Annotated in this window: 15 protein-coding genes and 2 pseudogenes; 11 read left to right on the forward strand and 6 right to left on the reverse strand. The window is 69.3% G+C overall.

Features of this window, described 5'->3' with window-relative positions; all coding sequences use genetic code 11:
- Positions 1-4: 4 nt before the first annotated feature.
- From idi to RIN75_RS35315, 3 genes and pseudogenes are all read left to right on the forward strand, one after another.
- On the forward strand, positions 5-580 hold the full coding sequence (idi, locus tag RIN75_RS35300; RefSeq protein WP_309116434.1) for an isopentenyl-diphosphate Delta-isomerase: 576 nt from the start codon (positions 5-7) through the stop codon (positions 578-580).
- Between the two features lie 493 nt (positions 581-1073).
- Positions 1074-1745 (forward strand): annotated as a pseudogene (locus RIN75_RS44275) (family 16 glycosylhydrolase); the annotation flags it as partial.
- Positions 1746-1785: 40 nt separating this feature from the next.
- Positions 1786-2481 (forward strand): DUF998 domain-containing protein, encoded by a 696-nt coding sequence (locus tag RIN75_RS35315; protein ID WP_309116435.1) that lies wholly within the window; start codon positions 1786-1788, stop codon positions 2479-2481.
- Here the strand turns inward: RIN75_RS35315 and RIN75_RS35320 are convergent.
- Positions 2445-4058 (reverse strand): AMP-dependent synthetase/ligase, encoded by a 1614-nt coding sequence (locus RIN75_RS35320; RefSeq protein WP_309116436.1) that lies wholly within the window; start codon positions 4056-4058, stop codon positions 2445-2447. The two genes, RIN75_RS35315 and RIN75_RS35320, sit on opposite strands and share 37 nt — an antisense overlap.
- A 51-nt stretch (positions 4059-4109) precedes the next feature.
- Between RIN75_RS35320 and RIN75_RS35325 the strand changes: the two genes are divergently transcribed.
- From RIN75_RS35325 to RIN75_RS35345, 5 genes are all read left to right on the forward strand, one after another.
- The gene (locus tag RIN75_RS35325) at positions 4110-4652 is read left to right on the forward strand and encodes a TetR/AcrR family transcriptional regulator (protein WP_309116437.1); all 543 of its coding nucleotides are present in this window, start codon (positions 4110-4112) and stop codon (positions 4650-4652) included.
- Positions 4653-4656: 4 nt separating this feature from the next.
- Entirely contained in the window at positions 4657-5064 is a 408-nt protein-coding gene (locus RIN75_RS35330) for a hypothetical protein (protein WP_309116438.1), read from the forward strand.
- Between the two features lie 97 nt (positions 5065-5161).
- Positions 5162-5527, forward strand: a complete 366-nt coding sequence (locus RIN75_RS35335) for a hypothetical protein (RefSeq protein ID WP_309116439.1) — start codon at positions 5162-5164, stop codon at positions 5525-5527.
- Positions 5528-5698: 171 nt separating this feature from the next.
- Complete coding sequence (locus RIN75_RS35340) at positions 5699-7117, forward strand: cellulase family glycosylhydrolase (RefSeq protein ID WP_309116440.1); 1419 nt, start codon at positions 5699-5701, stop codon at positions 7115-7117.
- A gap of 716 nt (positions 7118-7833) precedes the next feature.
- Complete coding sequence (locus RIN75_RS35345) at positions 7834-10569, forward strand: hypothetical protein (RefSeq protein WP_309116441.1); 2736 nt, start codon at positions 7834-7836, stop codon at positions 10567-10569.
- Between the two features lie 4 nt (positions 10570-10573).
- On the opposite strand, the gene RIN75_RS35350 is transcribed toward RIN75_RS35345, so the two are convergent.
- Genes RIN75_RS35350 through RIN75_RS35360 form a run of 3 tightly spaced genes read right to left on the reverse strand, consistent with a single transcriptional unit; the run spans position 10574 to position 13588 of the window.
- Entirely contained in the window at positions 10574-12052 is a 1479-nt protein-coding gene (locus RIN75_RS35350) for a glutamate-cysteine ligase family protein (protein WP_309116442.1), read from the reverse strand.
- A gap of 10 nt (positions 12053-12062) precedes the next feature.
- Complete coding sequence (locus RIN75_RS35355; protein WP_309116443.1) at positions 12063-12725, reverse strand: 4'-phosphopantetheinyl transferase superfamily protein; 663 nt, start codon at positions 12723-12725, stop codon at positions 12063-12065.
- Positions 12722-13588: a metallophosphoesterase gene (locus tag RIN75_RS35360; protein ID WP_309116444.1), complete on the reverse strand. Its 867-nt coding sequence runs from the start codon at positions 13586-13588 to the stop codon at positions 12722-12724. The genes RIN75_RS35355 and RIN75_RS35360 overlap by 4 nt, the downstream gene beginning before the upstream one ends.
- Positions 13589-14010: 422 nt before the next feature.
- On the opposite strand from RIN75_RS35360, the pseudogene RIN75_RS35365 reads away from it, so the two are divergent.
- From RIN75_RS35365 to RIN75_RS35375, 3 genes and pseudogenes are all read left to right on the forward strand, one after another.
- Positions 14011-14346 (forward strand): annotated as a pseudogene (locus RIN75_RS35365) (transposase); the annotation flags it as partial.
- Between the two features lie 105 nt (positions 14347-14451).
- Entirely contained in the window at positions 14452-14712 is a 261-nt protein-coding gene (locus RIN75_RS35370) for a hypothetical protein (RefSeq protein WP_309116445.1), read from the forward strand.
- A gap of 15 nt (positions 14713-14727) precedes the next feature.
- Positions 14728-14898 carry a hypothetical protein gene (locus RIN75_RS35375; RefSeq protein ID WP_309116446.1) on the forward strand — a complete coding sequence of 57 codons (171 nt, stop codon included), beginning with the start codon at positions 14728-14730 and terminating at the stop codon, positions 14896-14898.
- Positions 14899-15292: 394 nt separating this feature from the next.
- On the opposite strand, the gene RIN75_RS35380 is transcribed toward RIN75_RS35375, so the two are convergent.
- Both RIN75_RS35380 and RIN75_RS35385 read right to left on the reverse strand, forming a co-directional pair.
- A complete protein-coding gene (locus RIN75_RS35380; RefSeq protein ID WP_309116447.1) occupies positions 15293-16027 on the reverse strand; it encodes a hypothetical protein in 735 nt (244 codons plus the stop codon).
- On the reverse strand, positions 16024-16969 hold a 946-nt coding region (locus RIN75_RS35385; RefSeq protein WP_309116448.1), incomplete at its 5' end, for a hypothetical protein. The genes RIN75_RS35380 and RIN75_RS35385, both read right to left, overlap by 4 nt.

The following is a 16969-nucleotide window of genomic DNA, read 5'->3' on the forward strand; positions in this document are numbered from 1 at the left end:
CCGCGTGGAACAAGTCGTGCTTCTGGACGAGTCGGGTACGGGCATCGGAGTCGCCGACAAGGCCGACGTGCACCACGCGGACACACCTCTGCACTTGGCGTTCTCCAGCTACCTGTTCGACGACGAGGGCCGGCTGCTGCTGACCAGGCGGGCGCTGCACAAGAAGACGTGGCCGGGCGTGTGGACCAACTCGTGCTGCGGCCACCCTTCCCCCGGCGAGGACGCGGCTTCGGCGGTCTCCCGCCGGCTGTCGGAGGAACTGGGCGTCTCGGGCGTTGTCCTGGACTTGGTCCTGCCCACGTTCCGGTACCGGGCGGTGATGGAGAACGGGATCGTGGAGAACGAGATGTGCCCGGTGTTCCGCGGGCGGCTCAACGCGGACCCGGTGTTGAACGAGGACGAGGTGGACTCGTTCGAGTGGGTGCCGTGGGGCGACTTCTCGCACGCGGTGCTGGCCGGGGTGCGCCCGATCTCCCCGTGGTGCCTGCTCCAGGTCGAGGAACTGGTCAAACTGGGCGACGACCCGTGGAGCTGGCCCACCGCCCCTTTGACGGACCTCCCACCCGCCGCCCGCCCTTGACCTTCGAGCGCCAACGAGGTCGGCTTCCCCTCGGTCCAGAGTGGGAAGCCCTCTTCCTCGGAGCCGCCCATGCCCCGCAGGACCTGGAGCTGATGCTCGCCGCGCTTCACCTCGGCCGACTCGACATCGGCGCCGATGCTCCTGTTAGGGCACCCCGGCGCGGGCAAGTCCATGGTCACCAAGGTCCTCGCGGCCCAACTCGACGTCTGCGTGGCGCGTGCTCTTCGGCGGGTCGACGATCAGCCTCGAGTGTTCCGTCCCAGGTGGCGGCGCTCGCCTACGGCAAGCGCATCCTCGAACAACCGCACCACCAACGGCCCACAGCGACGGCGCGGACGGCCGACCGTGAGCAAAGCCATGACCACAGCCGTGACCAGACTCCTCGCCGCGATCGCGGCCGGGTCCGCGCCGGAACCCCCACCACCGGCGAAACCCTGTTGTCCTACAACAACCCGCCACTGCCTCCTCCTACCAGGACGACGGCGCGTGCCCGGCCAGCGGCGAGATCGACATCATGGAACACCTCGGCCGCGAACCGAACACCGCGTACCAGACCATCCACGGACCGGCGTACTCCGGCGGCGGCATCGGCGCGCCGCGGGACATCGGGCAGGACTACGCGAACGCCTTCCACCTGTTCCGGGTCGACCGGAACAGCCGCGGCATCACGTTCAGCATCGACGGGGTGACGGTGATCTCCATCGACAAGGCCAGCGCCGCACCCACCGCGCAACTCGGCCCCACGGACGCGGCCTACGTCCAACTCGCCATCCCGCAAGCCGAGTCCGCCCTGCCCCTGCTCGACCTGGTGACCGCCCGCGAGACCCCGCTCGCGCCCCTGGCCCGCGAGATCGCCGCGAACCACGGCACCGAACTCGATCGCCTGCACGCGATCCTCCGCGACCACGGCCTGCCCTACCTGGACGAACACCGCGGCCACGACATGCCCAGCATGGTGACCGCGCCCGAGGTCGCGGGGCTGGGTCCGCTCACCGGTCCGGAGTTCGACACGACCGCGAAAGCGCTGATCAAAGCCCATCTGGAGGAGTCGGCGGCGGTCGCCCGCGTGGAGCAGGCGTCCGGCAAAGACACCGCCCCGCTGGCCCTGGTGGCGGACCACGTGCGGGCCCGGGAGGCGCATCTCGCGAAGCTGTCGGGTTCCTGAACGGCGGAACACGGGGCGGTCACGGGCCGTTCTGCCCGGTGTGCTGACCGATGGACTCGCGCAAACCCGTTCCCCGGCCCGCTTCGTCGCGTTCGGCGGTGCGTTCGCCGTCGTGCTGACCGTGCTCATGGTCGGATCGCTGGACGTGCACCGGCTCGCCACCACGGCCGTCGGCCTGCGCCGGACGATCTCCGAGTACGCGCTCGGCCCGCACCGCTGGGTGTTCGACACGGCGGTGGTGCTGCTCGCGCTGGGGACGGTCGCGATCGTCGCCGTCCTCGTCCGGCGGGGGATCACCAAGTGGTCTTCAGGGGGCGCAATCGCTTTCCTGGCCTGGTCGGTCGGTCTGGCGCTGGTCGTGGTGTTCCCCAAGCACAACTGGGCGGAGGGGCCGAGCACGAGCGGGACGATCCACCGGATCGCCAGCCTCGTCGCGTTCATCAGCCTGCCGATCGCGGCGATGCTGCTGGCCCGCCCCTGGCTCAAGGACGCCGTGTGGGGCGGGCACGCGCGGTGGACGTTCCGGTTCGGGTTGCTCTCGGCGTTGGCGTTCACCCCGATCGTGTACGCGATCCTGGTCAACGCCCTGGTCGGCACGGCGTGGTGGCGCGTGCTGCCGCTGGGCTACGTCGAGCGGCTGCTGGTGTTCGTCGAGGTGGTGGCGGTGCTGGTGGTCGCGGTGTGGGCGATCGCGGCGGCTCAGCCCTCGTACAGGCCGTCGAGGACCGACCGGTAGCGGTTCTCGATCTCGCGGCGGCGCATCTTCATGCTCGCGGTCAGGGTGCCGTCCTCGACGGTGAAGTCCTTGTCCAGCACGGCGAACTTCTTGATCGTCTCGTGCCGGGCGAGCTTGGCGTTGGCTGCCTCCACCGCGCCGGCCACCTCGGCCTCGGCGTCGAGGCCCTGCGGGGTGGTGTCCGGGTCGAGGGTGACCAGCGCGACGCAGTAGTTGCGCTGGTCGCCGTGCACCAGGACGTGCCCGATGTAGGGGCTGGCGGCCTTGAGCTTGGCCTCGACGTTCTGCGGGGCCACGTACTTGCCCGCCGAGGTCTTGATCAGCTCCTTCTTGCGGTCGGTGATGCGCAGCCGGCCGCCTTCGTCGAGTTCGCCGATGTCACCGGTGCGCAGCCAGCCGTCGTCGAGCGTGGCCGCGGTCTCGTCGGGCAGGTTGTGGTAGCCGCGCATGATCCCGCGCCCGCCGATGAGCACTTCCCCGTCGTCGGCGATCCGGACTTCCGTGCCGGGCAACGGTTTCCCGACCGTGCCGAACACGTGCTCGCCCGGCCGGTTGATGAACGACGCCGCCGACGACTCGGTCAGCCCGTAGCCCTCCAGGATCGTGATCCCGGCGTTGCCGAAGAACCGCCCCACCTCGGCGGACAACGGCGCGGAGCCGGACACGAAGTACTTGATCCGCCCGCCGACCCGTTCCCGCAGCTTGCTGAACACCAGCTTGTCGGCGATCTTGCGGCGCAGCGTCCACTCGGGGTGCTCGGCGACCCGGAGCGCCCAGTTGAACAGCTTCTCCTTCACGCCGCCCTCGGCGCGCATCGCCGCGACCACCCGGCTGTGGATCTTCTCGAAGATGCGCGGCGCGCCGGCCACGATGGTGGGGCGCAGTTCCTTGAGGTTGTCCGCGATCCGGTCCGCCGACCCGTCCACGGCGGTGGCCAGGCCGGTCGCGATCATGGCGATCTGGAGCACCTTGCCGAACGCGTGGGACATCGGCAGCCACAGGAAGTGCAGGTCCTCGGGCTGGAGCACGCCCAGTTCCACCACGGCCTCGGCGGTGTAGAGCCAGTTGTCGTGGGTCAGCTCGACGCCCTTGGGGATGCCGGTCGTCCCGGACGTGTAGATCAGGGTCGCCAGGCGTTCGGGGGACAGCTCGTCCACCATCGCGTCGTAGTCGCCGAGTTCCGAGGTGGGCAGGTCGTCGGTGGTGATCACCCGGGCGCCACCGGCCTTGGCGACCAGGTCCGGGTCCGCGACCACCAGCACGCTGCCCGAGTCGCGGATGATGTGCGCGGCCTCCTCGGCGGTGCTGCTGGGGTAGATCGTCGTGGTGACACCGCCGGCGGCCAGCACGGCGAGGTCGGCGATGATCCACTCGACGCTGGTCTGCGCCATGATCGCGACCCTGGCCTCGTCCTTCACCCCGAGCTGGCGGAAGCCCAGCGCGTGCGCGCGGACCCGGTCGCCGACCTCTTTCCAGGTGAGCGAGGTCCACGTGCCGTCCACGCGGTGGCGCAACGCTTCCGCGTCCGGCGTCAGGGCCACGCGCTCACGCAGCAGATCGGGGATGGAACGGGCCATGGCGACCTCCCAGCGACTGGAGCGATGCTCTAGAACGCTACTCTAGACCGCGTGCGGTCGACTCGTCAGCAGGCGGTGGTGGACGCGGCGCTGGCGCTGGTGGACGAAGGCCTCCCGGTCACCATCAGCGCGCTGACCGCGCGGTCCGGGGTGTCCAACGGCAGCATCTACCACCACTTCGGCAGCCGGGACGGGCTGTTCGCCGTGCTGTACGAGGAGAGCTTCGCCCGCTGCGTCGCGGCCATGACCCCGGCGATCGAGTTGGGGGCCGCGGAGGAGGTGGTGCGCGGCATGGCCCTGCGCTACCTCGACTGGGTGGCCGCCAACCCGGGCCGGGCTCGTTTCCTCTACGCCGAGCCGCTCAGCGCCGACCCGGCGGTCAAACTCGCCACGTTCGCGCCCGTGGCCACGTGGTTCGCCGAACGCGTGGCGGACGGTTCGGTGCGGAGCTTTCCCTTGTGGGCCTTGGACCCCGTGATGATGGGTCCGGCGCACGAGTGCGCCCGGCGGTTCCTCATGGGTGCTTTCGACCTGGCCGAGGCGCGCGATGTGGTGGCGGATGCGGTGTGGGGGGCGGTCGCGCCTCTAGGGTGAGGACATGGCTTCCTGGGGCGACCTCGCCGCGTACATCCGCGACACCTACGACGTGATCTCGGAGGAGGAGGACGAGATCCGCATCCTGTTCAACTTCGAGCAGTTCGACGAGGACGACGAGCGGACGCAGGTGATCATCCTGGTCCGCGAGGTGCTGGACAAGCTGCACGAGTGGGTGCAGATCGCCTCGCCCATCGGCCTGGCGAGCGAGGTGGACCTGCACGCGCTGCTCACCGAGGTGGGCAACTCCAGCATCGCGTGCGGGGCGGCGATCATGGGCGATCACGTGGTGCTGCGGCACTCGTTGCCGCTGGTGGACCTGGACATCCACGAGTTCACCGACCCGCTGACGCTGCTCGCCGGCACCGCCGACCGGTTGGAGGAGCAGTTCTTCGGCGGCGACGACTACTGAGTGACTTCGGTCGCACCAGTCGGGCACTACGGATTCTCCAGCGAGCCGTGGAAACCCGCCTGCTAAGTTAGGGTGGCCTAACTAGCGGAGGTGGGTCATGCCTGGCTGCACCGAGTCGCTGACCGTCCAGGTCCGCGCCGGCCTGGGGGAGTGGCGCTTGCACGCGGCCGTCCGCGCCCTGGCCGCGCGCCACCCGGAACTGGCCGGCGCCACCTCCTCCGCCCGTCACGTGGGCCACCACGACCTGTCCCGCCAGACGTCCCTGGCCCTGGTCGCCGCCGAGTCCCGCGCCGCCGCGTTGCAGGTGGTGTGGCTGGACGGCGGCGCCGAGGGCCGTCTGGTGTTGGTGGCGCGCAAGGAAGTCCTCGCGGCGCTGCCGTGGCACGTCCTGCTGCCCGAGCTGGTCGCCGAGTGGAAGGCCGCCACCCTCCGCGACCTCCCGCGCGCCGCCTCCGTCGGCTGATCCACTCCTCTTCGTCGGCTGATCCCACCTCCCCTTCCGCCTCGTTCGTCCACGTGAATCGTTGACAGAGGTGTGCCTCGGGTGCTGTGATCCCCGCAACAGATAGGAAAGTTTCTTAACTGTACCGCCGCCGGTCCCCGTCCGCAGTTCACCCGATGTGGGAGGCACCCTGTGGCCATCCGATGGCTCAGCCCCTTGGTCGCGGCGACCCTGCTCGCCGTGCCGACGACCGGCCTGGCCGCCCCCGCGGCCCTGGCGACCACGACCCACCAGGCCGAGTCCGCGACGATCTCCAACGGCCTGGTCGAGTCCAACCACGCCGGCTACACCGGCTCCGGTTTCGTCAACTACGACAACGAGGTCGGCAGCTACGTCGAGTTCTCCGTCAACGCCGCGGCGGCCGGCCCGGCGACCCTGACCTTCCGGTACGCCAACGGCACGAGCACCAACCGTCCGATGAACATCCAGGTCAACGGCACCACGACCAGCCTCGCGTTCCCCGGCACCGGCGCGTGGAGCACGTGGCGCACCGCAACCACCACCGTCACCCTCGCGGCCGGCACGAACCGCGTCCGCGCCACCGCGACCACGTCCAACGGCGGCCCGAACGTCGACAAGCTCGACGTCGACACCGGCACCCCTGGCACCCCCGGCCGACCCGCCGACGTCAACGGCCAACTCCACGTGTGCGGCGTCAAGCTGTGCAACCAGTACGGCAAACCGATCCAGCTGCGGGGCATGAGCACCCACGGCATCCAGTGGTACTCGCAGTGCATCAAGACCGCGTCCCTCGACGCACTCGCCGGCGACTGGGGCGCGGACATCCTGCGCATCTCCATGTACGTGCAGGAAGGCGGCTACGAGACCGACCCGCGCAAGTTCACCGACATGGTCCACGGGTACATCGAGGAAGCCACCAAGCGCGGCCTGTACGCCCTGGTCGACTGGCACCAGCTCGACCCCGGTGACCCGAACGCGAACCTGTCCCTGGCCAAGACGTTCTTCACCGAGATCGCCCAGCGGCACCGGGACAAGACCAACATCATCTACGACATCGCCAACGAGCCCAACGGCGTGTCGTGGGCCGGGATCAAGTCCTACGCGGAGCAGATGATCCCGGTGATCCGCGCCCAGGACCCCGACGGCGTGGTGTTCGTCGGCACCCACGGTTGGGCCTCCCTGGGCATCTCCGACGGCCGCACCGAGGCCGACATCATCAACAACCCCATCAACGCCACGAACTTCATGTACACGTTCCACTTCTACGCGGCGTCGCACCAGGACGAGTACTTCGCGGCCCTCCAGCGGGCGGCGACCCGCATCCCGCTGTTCGTGACGGAGTTCGGCACCCAGACCTACACGGGCGACGGCGCCAACGACTTCACGTACTCCCAGAAGTACCTGGACTTCCTGGCCGCGAACAAGATCGGCTGGACCAACTGGAACTTCTCCGACGACTTCCGCTCGGGCGCGGTGTTCAAACAGGGCACCTGCGCGGGCAACTCCTTCACCGGCACCACCGTCCTGAAGCCGGCCGGCGTCTGGGTCCGCGACCGCATGCGCACCCCGGACGACTTCCCCACCAGCTGACCTCGGTACCCGCCTGCCCGGACACCGGTCCGGGCAGGCGGCCCGCACTTCTGCGGAATACCTCTCGAACGTGGCCCGTATAAAGCAGCAATGACCGATGTGCGCAACGAGGTCAGCGGGAACGTCTCGGGCCCCGTGGTGATGGCGGGCCACATCGACAACCTCCACCTGGGCGACATCGGCGACCAGAGCCCGCCGTTGACGTCGTGGGCCGATCGTCCCGAGCTGACCCCGGCCCTGCGGGACCTGCTGGAGGCGCAGCGGAGTGCGACGGAGTCGTTGCCGTACAAGCTGTTGGGCGTCAAGCAGCCCGAGCTGACCCAGGTGTACGTCCAACAGACCATGCGCCCGCAGACGATCGACCGTTCCCCGGAGTCCGAACGCAAGGCCGGTGCGGAGTCGACCGAACGCACACTGACCATCACCGGCGCCCTGGACCGCAACGGTCATCTGATGATCACCGGCGAGCCCGGCAGCGGCAAGTCGACGGTCGGCTACATGTACGTCCAACAAATCTCGGAGTTGTGGCTAGGCGCGGCAGACGCCCCACCCCCGCTAGCCGAGCCGGTGCTACCCCTACGAGTCCCCGCGCGCGCACTCGCCGAGAACAAAGCCTGGGCTGATCTGCTGGCGTCGGGTGCCGAAGACGCGCTGGGCCGACTCCTGTCCGAACGCCCAAAGCCAAGCCTGCTGGCGCGCCGCGCTTTGGGTGCCCGTTGGCTGGTCTTCATCGACGCCTCGACGAGATCATCGAACCGGACACCAGGGCGCAGGTCATCGACGCGATCGCCCACCAGGTCCGCAGAAGCGCCGACCACCGCTTGGTCATCACCACCCGGCCGTTGCCGGGCAATGAGCTGAAGCCGCTGGAGCAGGCGGGCGTGGACATCTACGCCATCCAACCGTTCGGGCGCGTGGAGTTGGAGGAGTTCGCGAGGGCGTGGTTCCGGGCGCAGAACCCGATCACCGCGATGACGTCAGCCGAGGCATTCGTCCGCCAGGTCCGCGATGGCAGGTTGCGTGAACTGGTCCGCAACCCCCTGCTGGCAACGATCGCCGCCATCGCCAAGACATTGGAACCGAACCGACCGCTGCCCAACAGCCGGATCGACCTGTACGGCAGGTTCATGGAATACCTGCTGGAAGACGGCGCCAGCAGACGCGACACCCTAGCCGAACTACGTCGGTCGGCAGGTGGTCGTCCGGAGCGCCAGGCTTTGGTCGAGTGGCTGCACCAACGCCGAACCGAGATCATCGAACAGTTGGCCGTTCACCGCTTGGAGTCGGAATCGTCCCTGTTCGAGGCGGCCAGCGCATGGGCAACAGAACACCACCCGTATCTCCCGGACGGCTGGCAAGATGACCTCCGCGCACTCCTGGCGGGTACGGGCGTCTTTGTACACACGGAAGACGACATCCGCTTCCGCCATCACTCTTTCGCCGAGTTCCTGGCGGCACGACGGCGAGCGGGCGAGATCCCGGCGGACTTCCCGGACCTGGACGAGTGGATCAAGCGCGGCGTGGCGGAGGGCAGTCGCGCGTTCGCCCTGTTCACCTTGGTCCTGTGGGGCAGGGACCGCCGCGACCTCGGCCGGGTCATGTCCGCACTGCTCGCCGGCACCAAACCGGAGGTACTCCTGGCCGGTCGTCTGCTCGCCGAGGGAGTAGAGGTCGACGACGCCCTGACCAGCGCTGTCGTGGACCGGCTGGTGGCTCTGATCCTGTCCAACGGCGTCCTGCCCGACAAGTGGGACGAGGTCGAAGAGGCAGGCAAAGTGCTGTTGTCCATGCCGCCGTACGTGCTCACACCGCCGATCTTGGCCCGGCTGCGCGGTCTGCGCGATCACCCGGATCCGGCCGAGCCGATCCGCGTCGAGTGCGCCGTCGTCGTGGGGGCGTTGGAGGACCCCGAAGTGGCTGCCCGGTGGTTGGAGGAGTTCGCCGTCGAGGTGAACCCTGCGATGCTCAACCGCAGCGTCGCGGCGCTGAAGGACCTCGTCCCGGACGGGGTCGAGCGCGCGGAGCGGCTGCTGACCAGGCTGGTCGCGGCCAACGGGCAGGGTTACGCGATCACCTTGGTCATCGTCTCGATCATGGTGGACGCTGGGTTCACAGATGCCGCGACCGCATTGCTCCGCGACCTGGTTCGGCGTCTTCGCGCAGATCCTGCCACGGTGGACGGTCGGCCACTTCCGGCCGGTCCGTGGGCGGGTCGAGTGGCCGACCTGCCGGGTGCGAGCGTGCCCACCTGGGGTGCGCTAGCCGAACTGGCCGGCCGGTGCGGATGTCGTGACGAGTCGTTGTGGGCGGCGGCGAAGGTGTTCTCGGCGGAGGGCACGACCGAGGTGGAGTTCGACCGTGCTGTTTCGGCCGTCTTGTCCGTGAGTGGCGAGGAGGGCGTCCCCACGATCATGGCGGCGGTCGCGACCAAGCCAGCCGGGTACGTCGTGCGAACAGCGGAAACCCTCCAGCAGTCGCTCCAACCGGAGGCTGCCGTCCAGTTGGCGCGAAATCTGCTGGAAGGCTCCTACGTCAATACGGCACAGTTCCGCAGGGTCACCAGCGTCATTGCCGACTGCAACGGTGGAACCGAGTTGCTGCGGCTGGCGGAGGCCGGGTTGAGCGTCGAGCACCGGGTGTCGCTCGCCAAGGCCTTGTCAGGTACGAAGCACGTGCAGGACGCGTTCCGGTTGGCACGGTCTGCAATGGTCGATCCGGCTGTCGACCGGTGGGACTTCAAGGACGCCATCCGGGTGATCTTCGACCCCGAGGACGCGTCGACCGCGGACGAGATCTACGCGGTAGCCCGCGCGCGCGAGCCTCAACACCAAGCCGCGGCGGCGGCGGTGTTGAGTGGGACGAACCACGAAGAACTCGCACAACAATTGATCAAGAACCTCCTCGACCACCTGACCGATCCCGACCTCCTGGCCGACCTTGCGGCCGGACTCATCAGGCAGAACTCCGGGCAAGCGGGTGAACTCGAGGCAGCCGTGCTCGGCGGGTTCGGGCACGGCCAAGACCATCGGCAAGTCAGGGTCGTCGAAGCGCTGATCGCGGTTCGGCGACTGGATGAAGCGACGAACGCCGCGCGACTGGCGACCTTGAACGGCCTGGAGGACCAGTTCTGGTTCTCTCATTTTGTAGGAGCATGGGTCAGGGCGGGTGGAGTCGTGCGAGCGGGCGAGATCGTGCGCGAGTTGCTGTCCCGAGACCTTGTGGCCGGCTATCGCATGGAGATGGCCGAGCAACTGGCCGGCGCGGGTCTGCTCGAATCTGCCGTGACCGTGTGGCTGGACGTGGTTCGCCACCATGGTGAGGAGGTGGCCGAAGGTCTGCGGGCCGCGTCCTACCTGGTCAAGTGTGGTCGTCGGGACGACGTTGTGGCAGTGCTCGACGAAGTCCCCGATCGGCCGGCGGCTAGGCGGTTGCGGGCGTGGGTGATGGCCTAGGGCGTCAAGACACCGGCCAGGTGTGGACTGGCTCGTTGCTGTGCATCAAGTCCCGGTACGTCCGCAGCATCCGACGCAGCGCCTCGGGTCGGTCCAGCGCCGAGTGGTCGTAGTGCCGGTGGAACGTCCGGGCCTGCCAAGTCGCCCCGTTCACCCCCGTCAAGCACCGCTGCTCGATGACACCCAACAACCGGTCCCGCTCAGCCTGCTCGACCTTCAGCTTCACCAGCCCTTCATGCGCCAACGGCAGCAGCCGCCGCAGCACCAGCTCCGCCACCGGCACCGTCCCCAACCCGGGCCAGTACACCTGCGCGTCGATCCCCATCTTCGCGCCCGAAACGAAGTTCTCCTCCGCCGCGCTGAAGGACATCTGGCTCCACAGTGGACGTTCCTCCTCCGCGAGCATCCGCACCAGCCCGTAGTAGAACGCCCCGTTCGCCAGGATGTCCACCACGGTCGGCCCCGCCGCCAGCACCCGGTTCTCCACCCGCAGGTGCGGCTGGTCGCGGACCACGTCGTAGACCGGGCGGTTCCAGCGGTAGATGGTGCCGTTGTGCAAGCGCAGCTCGGCCAAGGACGGCGTGTCCCCGCGCTCCAGCACCTGCAACGGGTCCTCCTCGTCGCAGATGGGCAGCAGCGCCGGGAAGTACCGGACGTTCTCCTCGAACAGGTCGAAGATCGACGTGATCCACCGCTCCCCGAACCACACCCGCGGCCGGACGCCCTGTTCCTTCAGCTCATCACTCCGCGTGTCGGTGGCCTGCTGGAACAGCGCGATCCGGGTCTCCCGCCACAGCTCCTTGCCCAGCAAGAACGGCGAGTTCGCGCCGACCGCCACCTGCACGCCGGCGATCGCCTGCGCCGCGTTCCAGTACGAGGCGAACGAGTCCGGCGACACCTGGAGGTGGAACTGCGTGGACGTGCACGCTCCTTCCGGCACGATCGAGTCGGCCGTCATCTGGAGCTTCTCGACCCCGCTGATCGCGATCTGGATGTCCTCGCCGCGCGCGGCCAGCACCTGCTCGTTGAGCAGCGCGTACCGCGGGTTGCCCGACAGCGCGTCCAGGGCCAGGTGCTTGGCCTGCAACGTCGGCAGGATGCCGATCATCACCATGTGCGCGTCGACGCCCCGCGCCTTGTGCTCGGCCTCGTTCAACGACCGCCGCACGGTCTCCTCGAACTCGGTGATCCCGCCCGCCGTCAGCTGCCGCGGCGCGACGTTGATCTCCAGGTTCCACTGGCCCAGCTCGGTCACGAAGTCCGGGTCGGCGATGGCCTCCAACGCCTCGGCGTTGCGCATCGCCGGGTCGCCCGCCTCGTCGACCAGGTTCAGCTCGATCTCCAGCCCCGTCATGGGCCGGTCGAACTCGAACCTGGACTCCCGGAGCATCCGGGCGAAGACGTCCAAGCACCTGCGCACCTTCGTGCGGTACCGCGTGCGGTCCTCGCGGGTGAACTCGTGCCTTGCCACCTCGTCGCCCATGATCCGCCTCCTAGGTCGTCAAGGCAGGTACCGCGATAGCGGTGACCACAAACCCCTCCCGCGCCATCCAGCGGCCCGTGAACCCGTCCAGGGCGACCCCGCCCACCACGGGCGGCTCGATGAGGATGCGGGCGGTGAACGTGCCGTCGTCGGGGTTGATGGTCACCTCCGCATCCTCGAACCCCAGCCACTTCCGCGCCAGCGGGAACCACGCCTTGTAGACCGATTCCTTCGCGCTGAACAGCAGCCGGTCCCAGCACACCTTGTCGCCCGCCCGGCCCAGCGCCGCCACCATGCGCAGCTCGGCGGGCAGCGCGATCGCCTCCAGGACCCCGTCCGGGTTCGGCTCGTTGGGCTCGGCGTCGATGCCGATGGTGCGGATCGCCGACGTCCGCGCGACCGCCGCCGCCCGGTAGCCCTTGCAGTGCGTGATGCTGCCCACGACCCCGTCCGGCCACACCGGCGCGCGCTTCTCCCCGGGCGGCAGCGGCACCGGCGGGAAGCCCAGCCGGCCCAGCGCGAGCCGCGCGCAGTGCCGCCCGGTGGTGAACTCCCGGCGCCGCTTGTCCACGGCCTTGGCGACGTGCTCCTGTTCCTCGGGGAACAGCGCCACGTCGAAGTCCTCGAACGTGTCCACCGACACCACCCCGGCGGGCATGAGGTCGTCGATCACCGCGCACCCCCTCGCGCACCCGGACGCGCGTCGTCCTCCCGCAGCACGTCCAGCAGCGGCGCCTTCGTCCAGCCGCGCGGCTGCCACTCGCGCGGGTAGCCCAGCGACACCTCGTCGAACCGGATGCCGTCCTTGCGGATGGTCCGCGGGATGTGCAGGTGCCCGTACACGGCGACCGCCGCCCGGAACCGCACGTGCCAGTCGGCGGTCCGCTCCGAGCCGCACCACAGGGCGAACTCGGGGTAGCGGAGGATGAACGTGGGGTCGCGGACCAGCGGCCAGTGGTTGATCAGCACCGTCTTCAGCGCCGGGTCGATCGCGCCCAGCCGCCGCTCGGACTCCTCGATGCGCGCCGCGCACCACGCCTCGCGGCTGGGGTACGGGTCGGGGTGCAGGAAGTACTCGTCCGTGCAGATGACGCCGGCCTCCTGCGCCACGGCCAGCGCGGACTCCTTGTCCGTCGTCCCCGGCGGCCGGAACGTGTAGTCGTACAGCGTGAACAGCGGCGCCACCGCCACCGGCCCGTCCGGGCCGCCCTCGAACACCGCGAACTCGTCCTCGGGCGTCCGCACGTCCAGGCTCCGGCACAGCTCCACGAGCTGCTTGTACCGCACCTCGCCGCGCGACTGGACCGGGTCGTCCTTGGTCGTCCACAGCTCGTGGTTGCCCGGCGACCACACGACCGTGTGAAATCGCGCCCGGAGCTGCCCGAGCGCCCACTCGACGTCGTCGAACCGCTCGGCGACGTCCCCGGCGACGATCAGCCAGTCGTCGGGCGAGTGCGGGCGGATCTCGGCCACGAAGTCGCGGTTCTGCTGGTAGGTCACGTGCAGGTCGCTGGTGGCTAGCAGGCGCGGCGTCACCCTTCCGAGGGTATCGGCCCGGCTCACCCCGTGAAGGGGACGCGACCGAACCGACCGCTCACCCGCTCGTCGCGCCTGGGGAGCCGCTGACCGACGCCCGGGGGTCCGCGCGACGCTGTCTGGCCCCGTTCGGCGGCTCGGTCCTTACCCGTTCGGGGCGGGCTTCATAGCGTGATGGGTATCACGACAGTCCTGCGGCGGAGGACCCGATGACCAACGACGTTCGACCCGCGTTCGGCCGCACGGTGGGCGCCGAGATCGCGCGCCAGGTCCAGCAGCACCCGTACCCGGCGGTGGCGCCCCGGCGCGACGAGGCCGCCCTGGCGACGCTCCTGCGCGCCCGCCAGCGCGGCGACCTGCAGCGCCAGGAGCCGTGGGTCCGCCGAGCGCCCGAGGCGCCGCCCAAGCCCGCGCACGCGGACGTGATCGAACAACTGGCGGCCCGCCTGGTGCCCGCGTCCCTGTGGGCGGCGGTCGAGCCCCTCATCCCACCCGCGAAGGTCCGCAGGCAGGGCGGCGGCCGGGGCCGCGTGTCCGACCGGGCGATCTTCACGGCCATCGTCTTCGTCCTGACCAGCGGTTGCGCGTGGCGCCACCTGCCCGCGACCTTCGGCGTCACGGTGCCCACCGTCCACCGCCGGTTCCAGGAGTGGACCGACGTGGGCCTGTGGCTGCGCCTGCGCCGGGTGGCCCTCGACGCGCCCGACGGCGACTGGCTGAGGCTGGTCCTCGACGCGGCCGAGCGGAGGGGCACGAAGGCCGCCGGCTGACCTTTTAACGGAACGACCCAGGGTGTCCGCACGTCCCTCTTAATGAACCGGGAGCTGAGCAACACCCGTTTTAGTGAGGTGGAGGTGCCCGACATGCCAGAACCGTCCAGACCAGACCTGTCCCGCCGCGAGGTGGCCCTGCTCAGGGCGACCGCGGAGCGCCGGGTGGAGCTGACGTGCAGCAGGGAACCAGACCTGCGCGTGGACAACCTGCCCTTCTGCGACCACCCGTCCGCTCGCGCCCTGGTCCACCGCGGCTTCATCGAGCCCACGGCGACAGGCCCCCTGGGCACCTGGGTCCCCGCCCGCCTGACCCCGGCCGGCGCCCACGTCCTGGGCCTGGTCGCGGCTTAGCGGCTAGAGGGTGAAGTGCCGTGGCCTGGCCTGCGGCTCCCACCCGTCCGCGAGCAGCAGGTCCAACGCGGTCTGGACGAGCCCGTGCTCACCCGTGCCTTCTCCAGCCACCGCGACCAGCGGATGTCCACGTTGAGCGCGAGAATGCGCTCGAAGTGGACGCTGAAGGTGACCGGCGGCCAGTAGGGGACGTCTCCGGCAGCAGGCCGCGCTCGCGCAGTACGGCGAACGAGGCCGGCATCCCCTCCACACCGGCCCTGCGCGGCAGCCCGCCCGGTCCACCAACGAGCCGGACCTGCCGCCTCAGTCGTCGAGCCGGATGTAGTCGCCCCACGACGGTACGAGCTTCGAGCCCTGCTTGCGCATCAGCCGGAGCCTGGACCGGTAATGCTTCACGCCCCGCGGGTCACCCCGGCGATCCGCAACGTCTCCCGCACGGCCGCCTGCACGGTGGTCACACCCTGCGCGGCGGCCCAGGCATCGATCTCTCGTCGGAGGCGCCGGCCACCGACTCCGCCTTCAAGCCCTCCGACACGACGCGCTCGAACGTCGCTCGGATCTGCTCCTGCGGCCTCATGGGTCAGAGGGTGAAGTGGCGGGCCCTGGATTCGGGGCGCCACTCGTCCGCCAGCAGGGCGTTGAGCGCGGACTGCACCAATTCGTGTTCGCCGGTGCCCTTCTCCAGCCACCTCGTCCAGTTGACCGAAAAGGTGAGCGCGAGAATGCTCTCGAATTGGATGCTGAAGGTCACCGGCGGGAGGTAGGGCGACGTCTCCGGCGGCGAGGCGAGCCACGTGGTGCCGTCGTCCGCCGTTGTCGTGGCCAGTTCCAGGGTGTCGTCCCAGAGCTTGACCGGAATGGAGTCGCGGCCGGCGATCTCACCCGTGTCCACCACCCTGGTCACGAGCCCGGTCGGCGCAATCCGCTCGAACATCACGAAGAACCCGGGCGGGCACGTCACCACGTTCAACGCCTGGCGGTACGTGGCCAGCAGCGCCTCGTCGCTCAACTCCGCCAGGCGCCTCGTGGTCGCCGGCGGACCACTGGGCGGGTAGATCGTCGACGCCGGCGTGTCCTGCCGCAACAGCTCCCAATACGGTTCCGACGGCTCGGGATCGTTGACGCTGATGAAGGTCCCGTCGATCGCGCAGCCGAACCACAGGTCGAAGCCCGAGGGGCGCACGACGCCGGCGAGGTGGTCGCGAACCCGCAACGCATCGGTGAAGAAGACTTCCGAACTCTCGGGATCCGACGCGAACGGCCTCGTGAAAGTCAGGCTTTCGCCCTGCGGCTCGTATGCGGTGAACTCGCTCACAGAACCCTGCTCCATCCGTTGCTGCCCCGCTCGAGCCGGCCGACGACCTTGCCATTGTCGTCCACGAAGGTGACGACGTCGAGATCGGGCAGGTGGCGGTGGAACTTGGACTCGTTCTTGTTGTAACTCGTGACCAGTTCGTCCAGGAAATTACCGGACTTCTTCACCTGGCCATTCGCGTCGACGATGTCGTAGTCGAGCCCGTTCGGGGCGATCCGTCGTTGGTTGGGACCCAACTGCACCGTCTCACCGGTGGAGCGCGGGGGCGGCATCACGACCGTGGTCTCCGCGGTCGGCACCCGGCCGGGCGTCGGGCCGGTGACCTTGTCCGCGCCATGTGTCGACGGCCCGTTCAAGCCGGTGTTCACGGTCGGGAAGGCCTTCATCCGCTCGACCTCGACGCGCCGTTCGAGCGAGGGCCCTTGCGGGGTCATGCGCTCGACGTAGATGTCGAACGACTTGACGCCCGGCGTGCCGGGGTTGAAGCGCACCTTGAGGTCCGGGTCGTGCGCGATCTCCTTGGACAGGCGGTCGAGTTCGGTGAGTTCGGCGGCCTTGTCCAGTACCTGGTCCGGGTCGCCGGCGCGGGCGCGTGGGGCGGTTTCGTCCATCCAGTCCTTCAGGCCGCCGACGTTGCCGCCGCTGACCTCGCGGTTGACCAGGTCCTGGAACTTCTGCGCCAGGTCCGGGCGGCCCGCGTTGTTCAGGGCGTTGGTGATGTCGTTGGCGTCCTGGTGGAAGTTCGGGTAGTTCGGCAGCGGCTGGAAGCCTGGCGCCTGCTGGTTGTTGGGTGGCGTGGGCGAGCTGCGGTCGACGGCGTCGTCGGCGTCGGTGTGGTTGGTGCGGTGGTGGTCGGGGGTGCCGGGGACGTAGCCGTCTTGGCCGGTTTTGGTTTTGGTGCCGTCGGGGCGGTGGGTTTCCCATTCGCCGTTGGGTGGGATT

The sequence above is a fragment of the Saccharothrix sp. genome, assembly GCF_031180885.1.
In the GTDB taxonomy this organism is placed as follows: Bacteria; Actinomycetota; Actinomycetes; order Mycobacteriales; family Pseudonocardiaceae; genus Actinosynnema.

Excerpts from the sequence above, each read along its gene's own strand:
- RIN75_RS35330 (WP_309116438.1), top strand. The coding sequence starts at position 4,657 with ATGGCTTCCTGGGGCGACCTCGCCGCGTACATCCGCGACACCTACGAC.
- RIN75_RS35350 (WP_309116442.1), bottom strand. The coding sequence starts at position 12,052 with ATGGGCGACGAGGTGGCAAGGCACGAGTTCACCCGCGAGGACCGCACG.
- RIN75_RS35370 (WP_309116445.1), top strand. The coding sequence starts at position 14,452 with ATGCCAGAACCGTCCAGACCAGACCTGTCCCGCCGCGAGGTGGCCCTG.
- RIN75_RS35320 (WP_309116436.1), bottom strand. The coding sequence starts at position 4,058 with ATGGCCCGTTCCATCCCCGATCTGCTGCGTGAGCGCGTGGCCCTGACG.
- RIN75_RS35335 (WP_309116439.1), top strand. The coding sequence starts at position 5,162 with ATGCCTGGCTGCACCGAGTCGCTGACCGTCCAGGTCCGCGCCGGCCTG.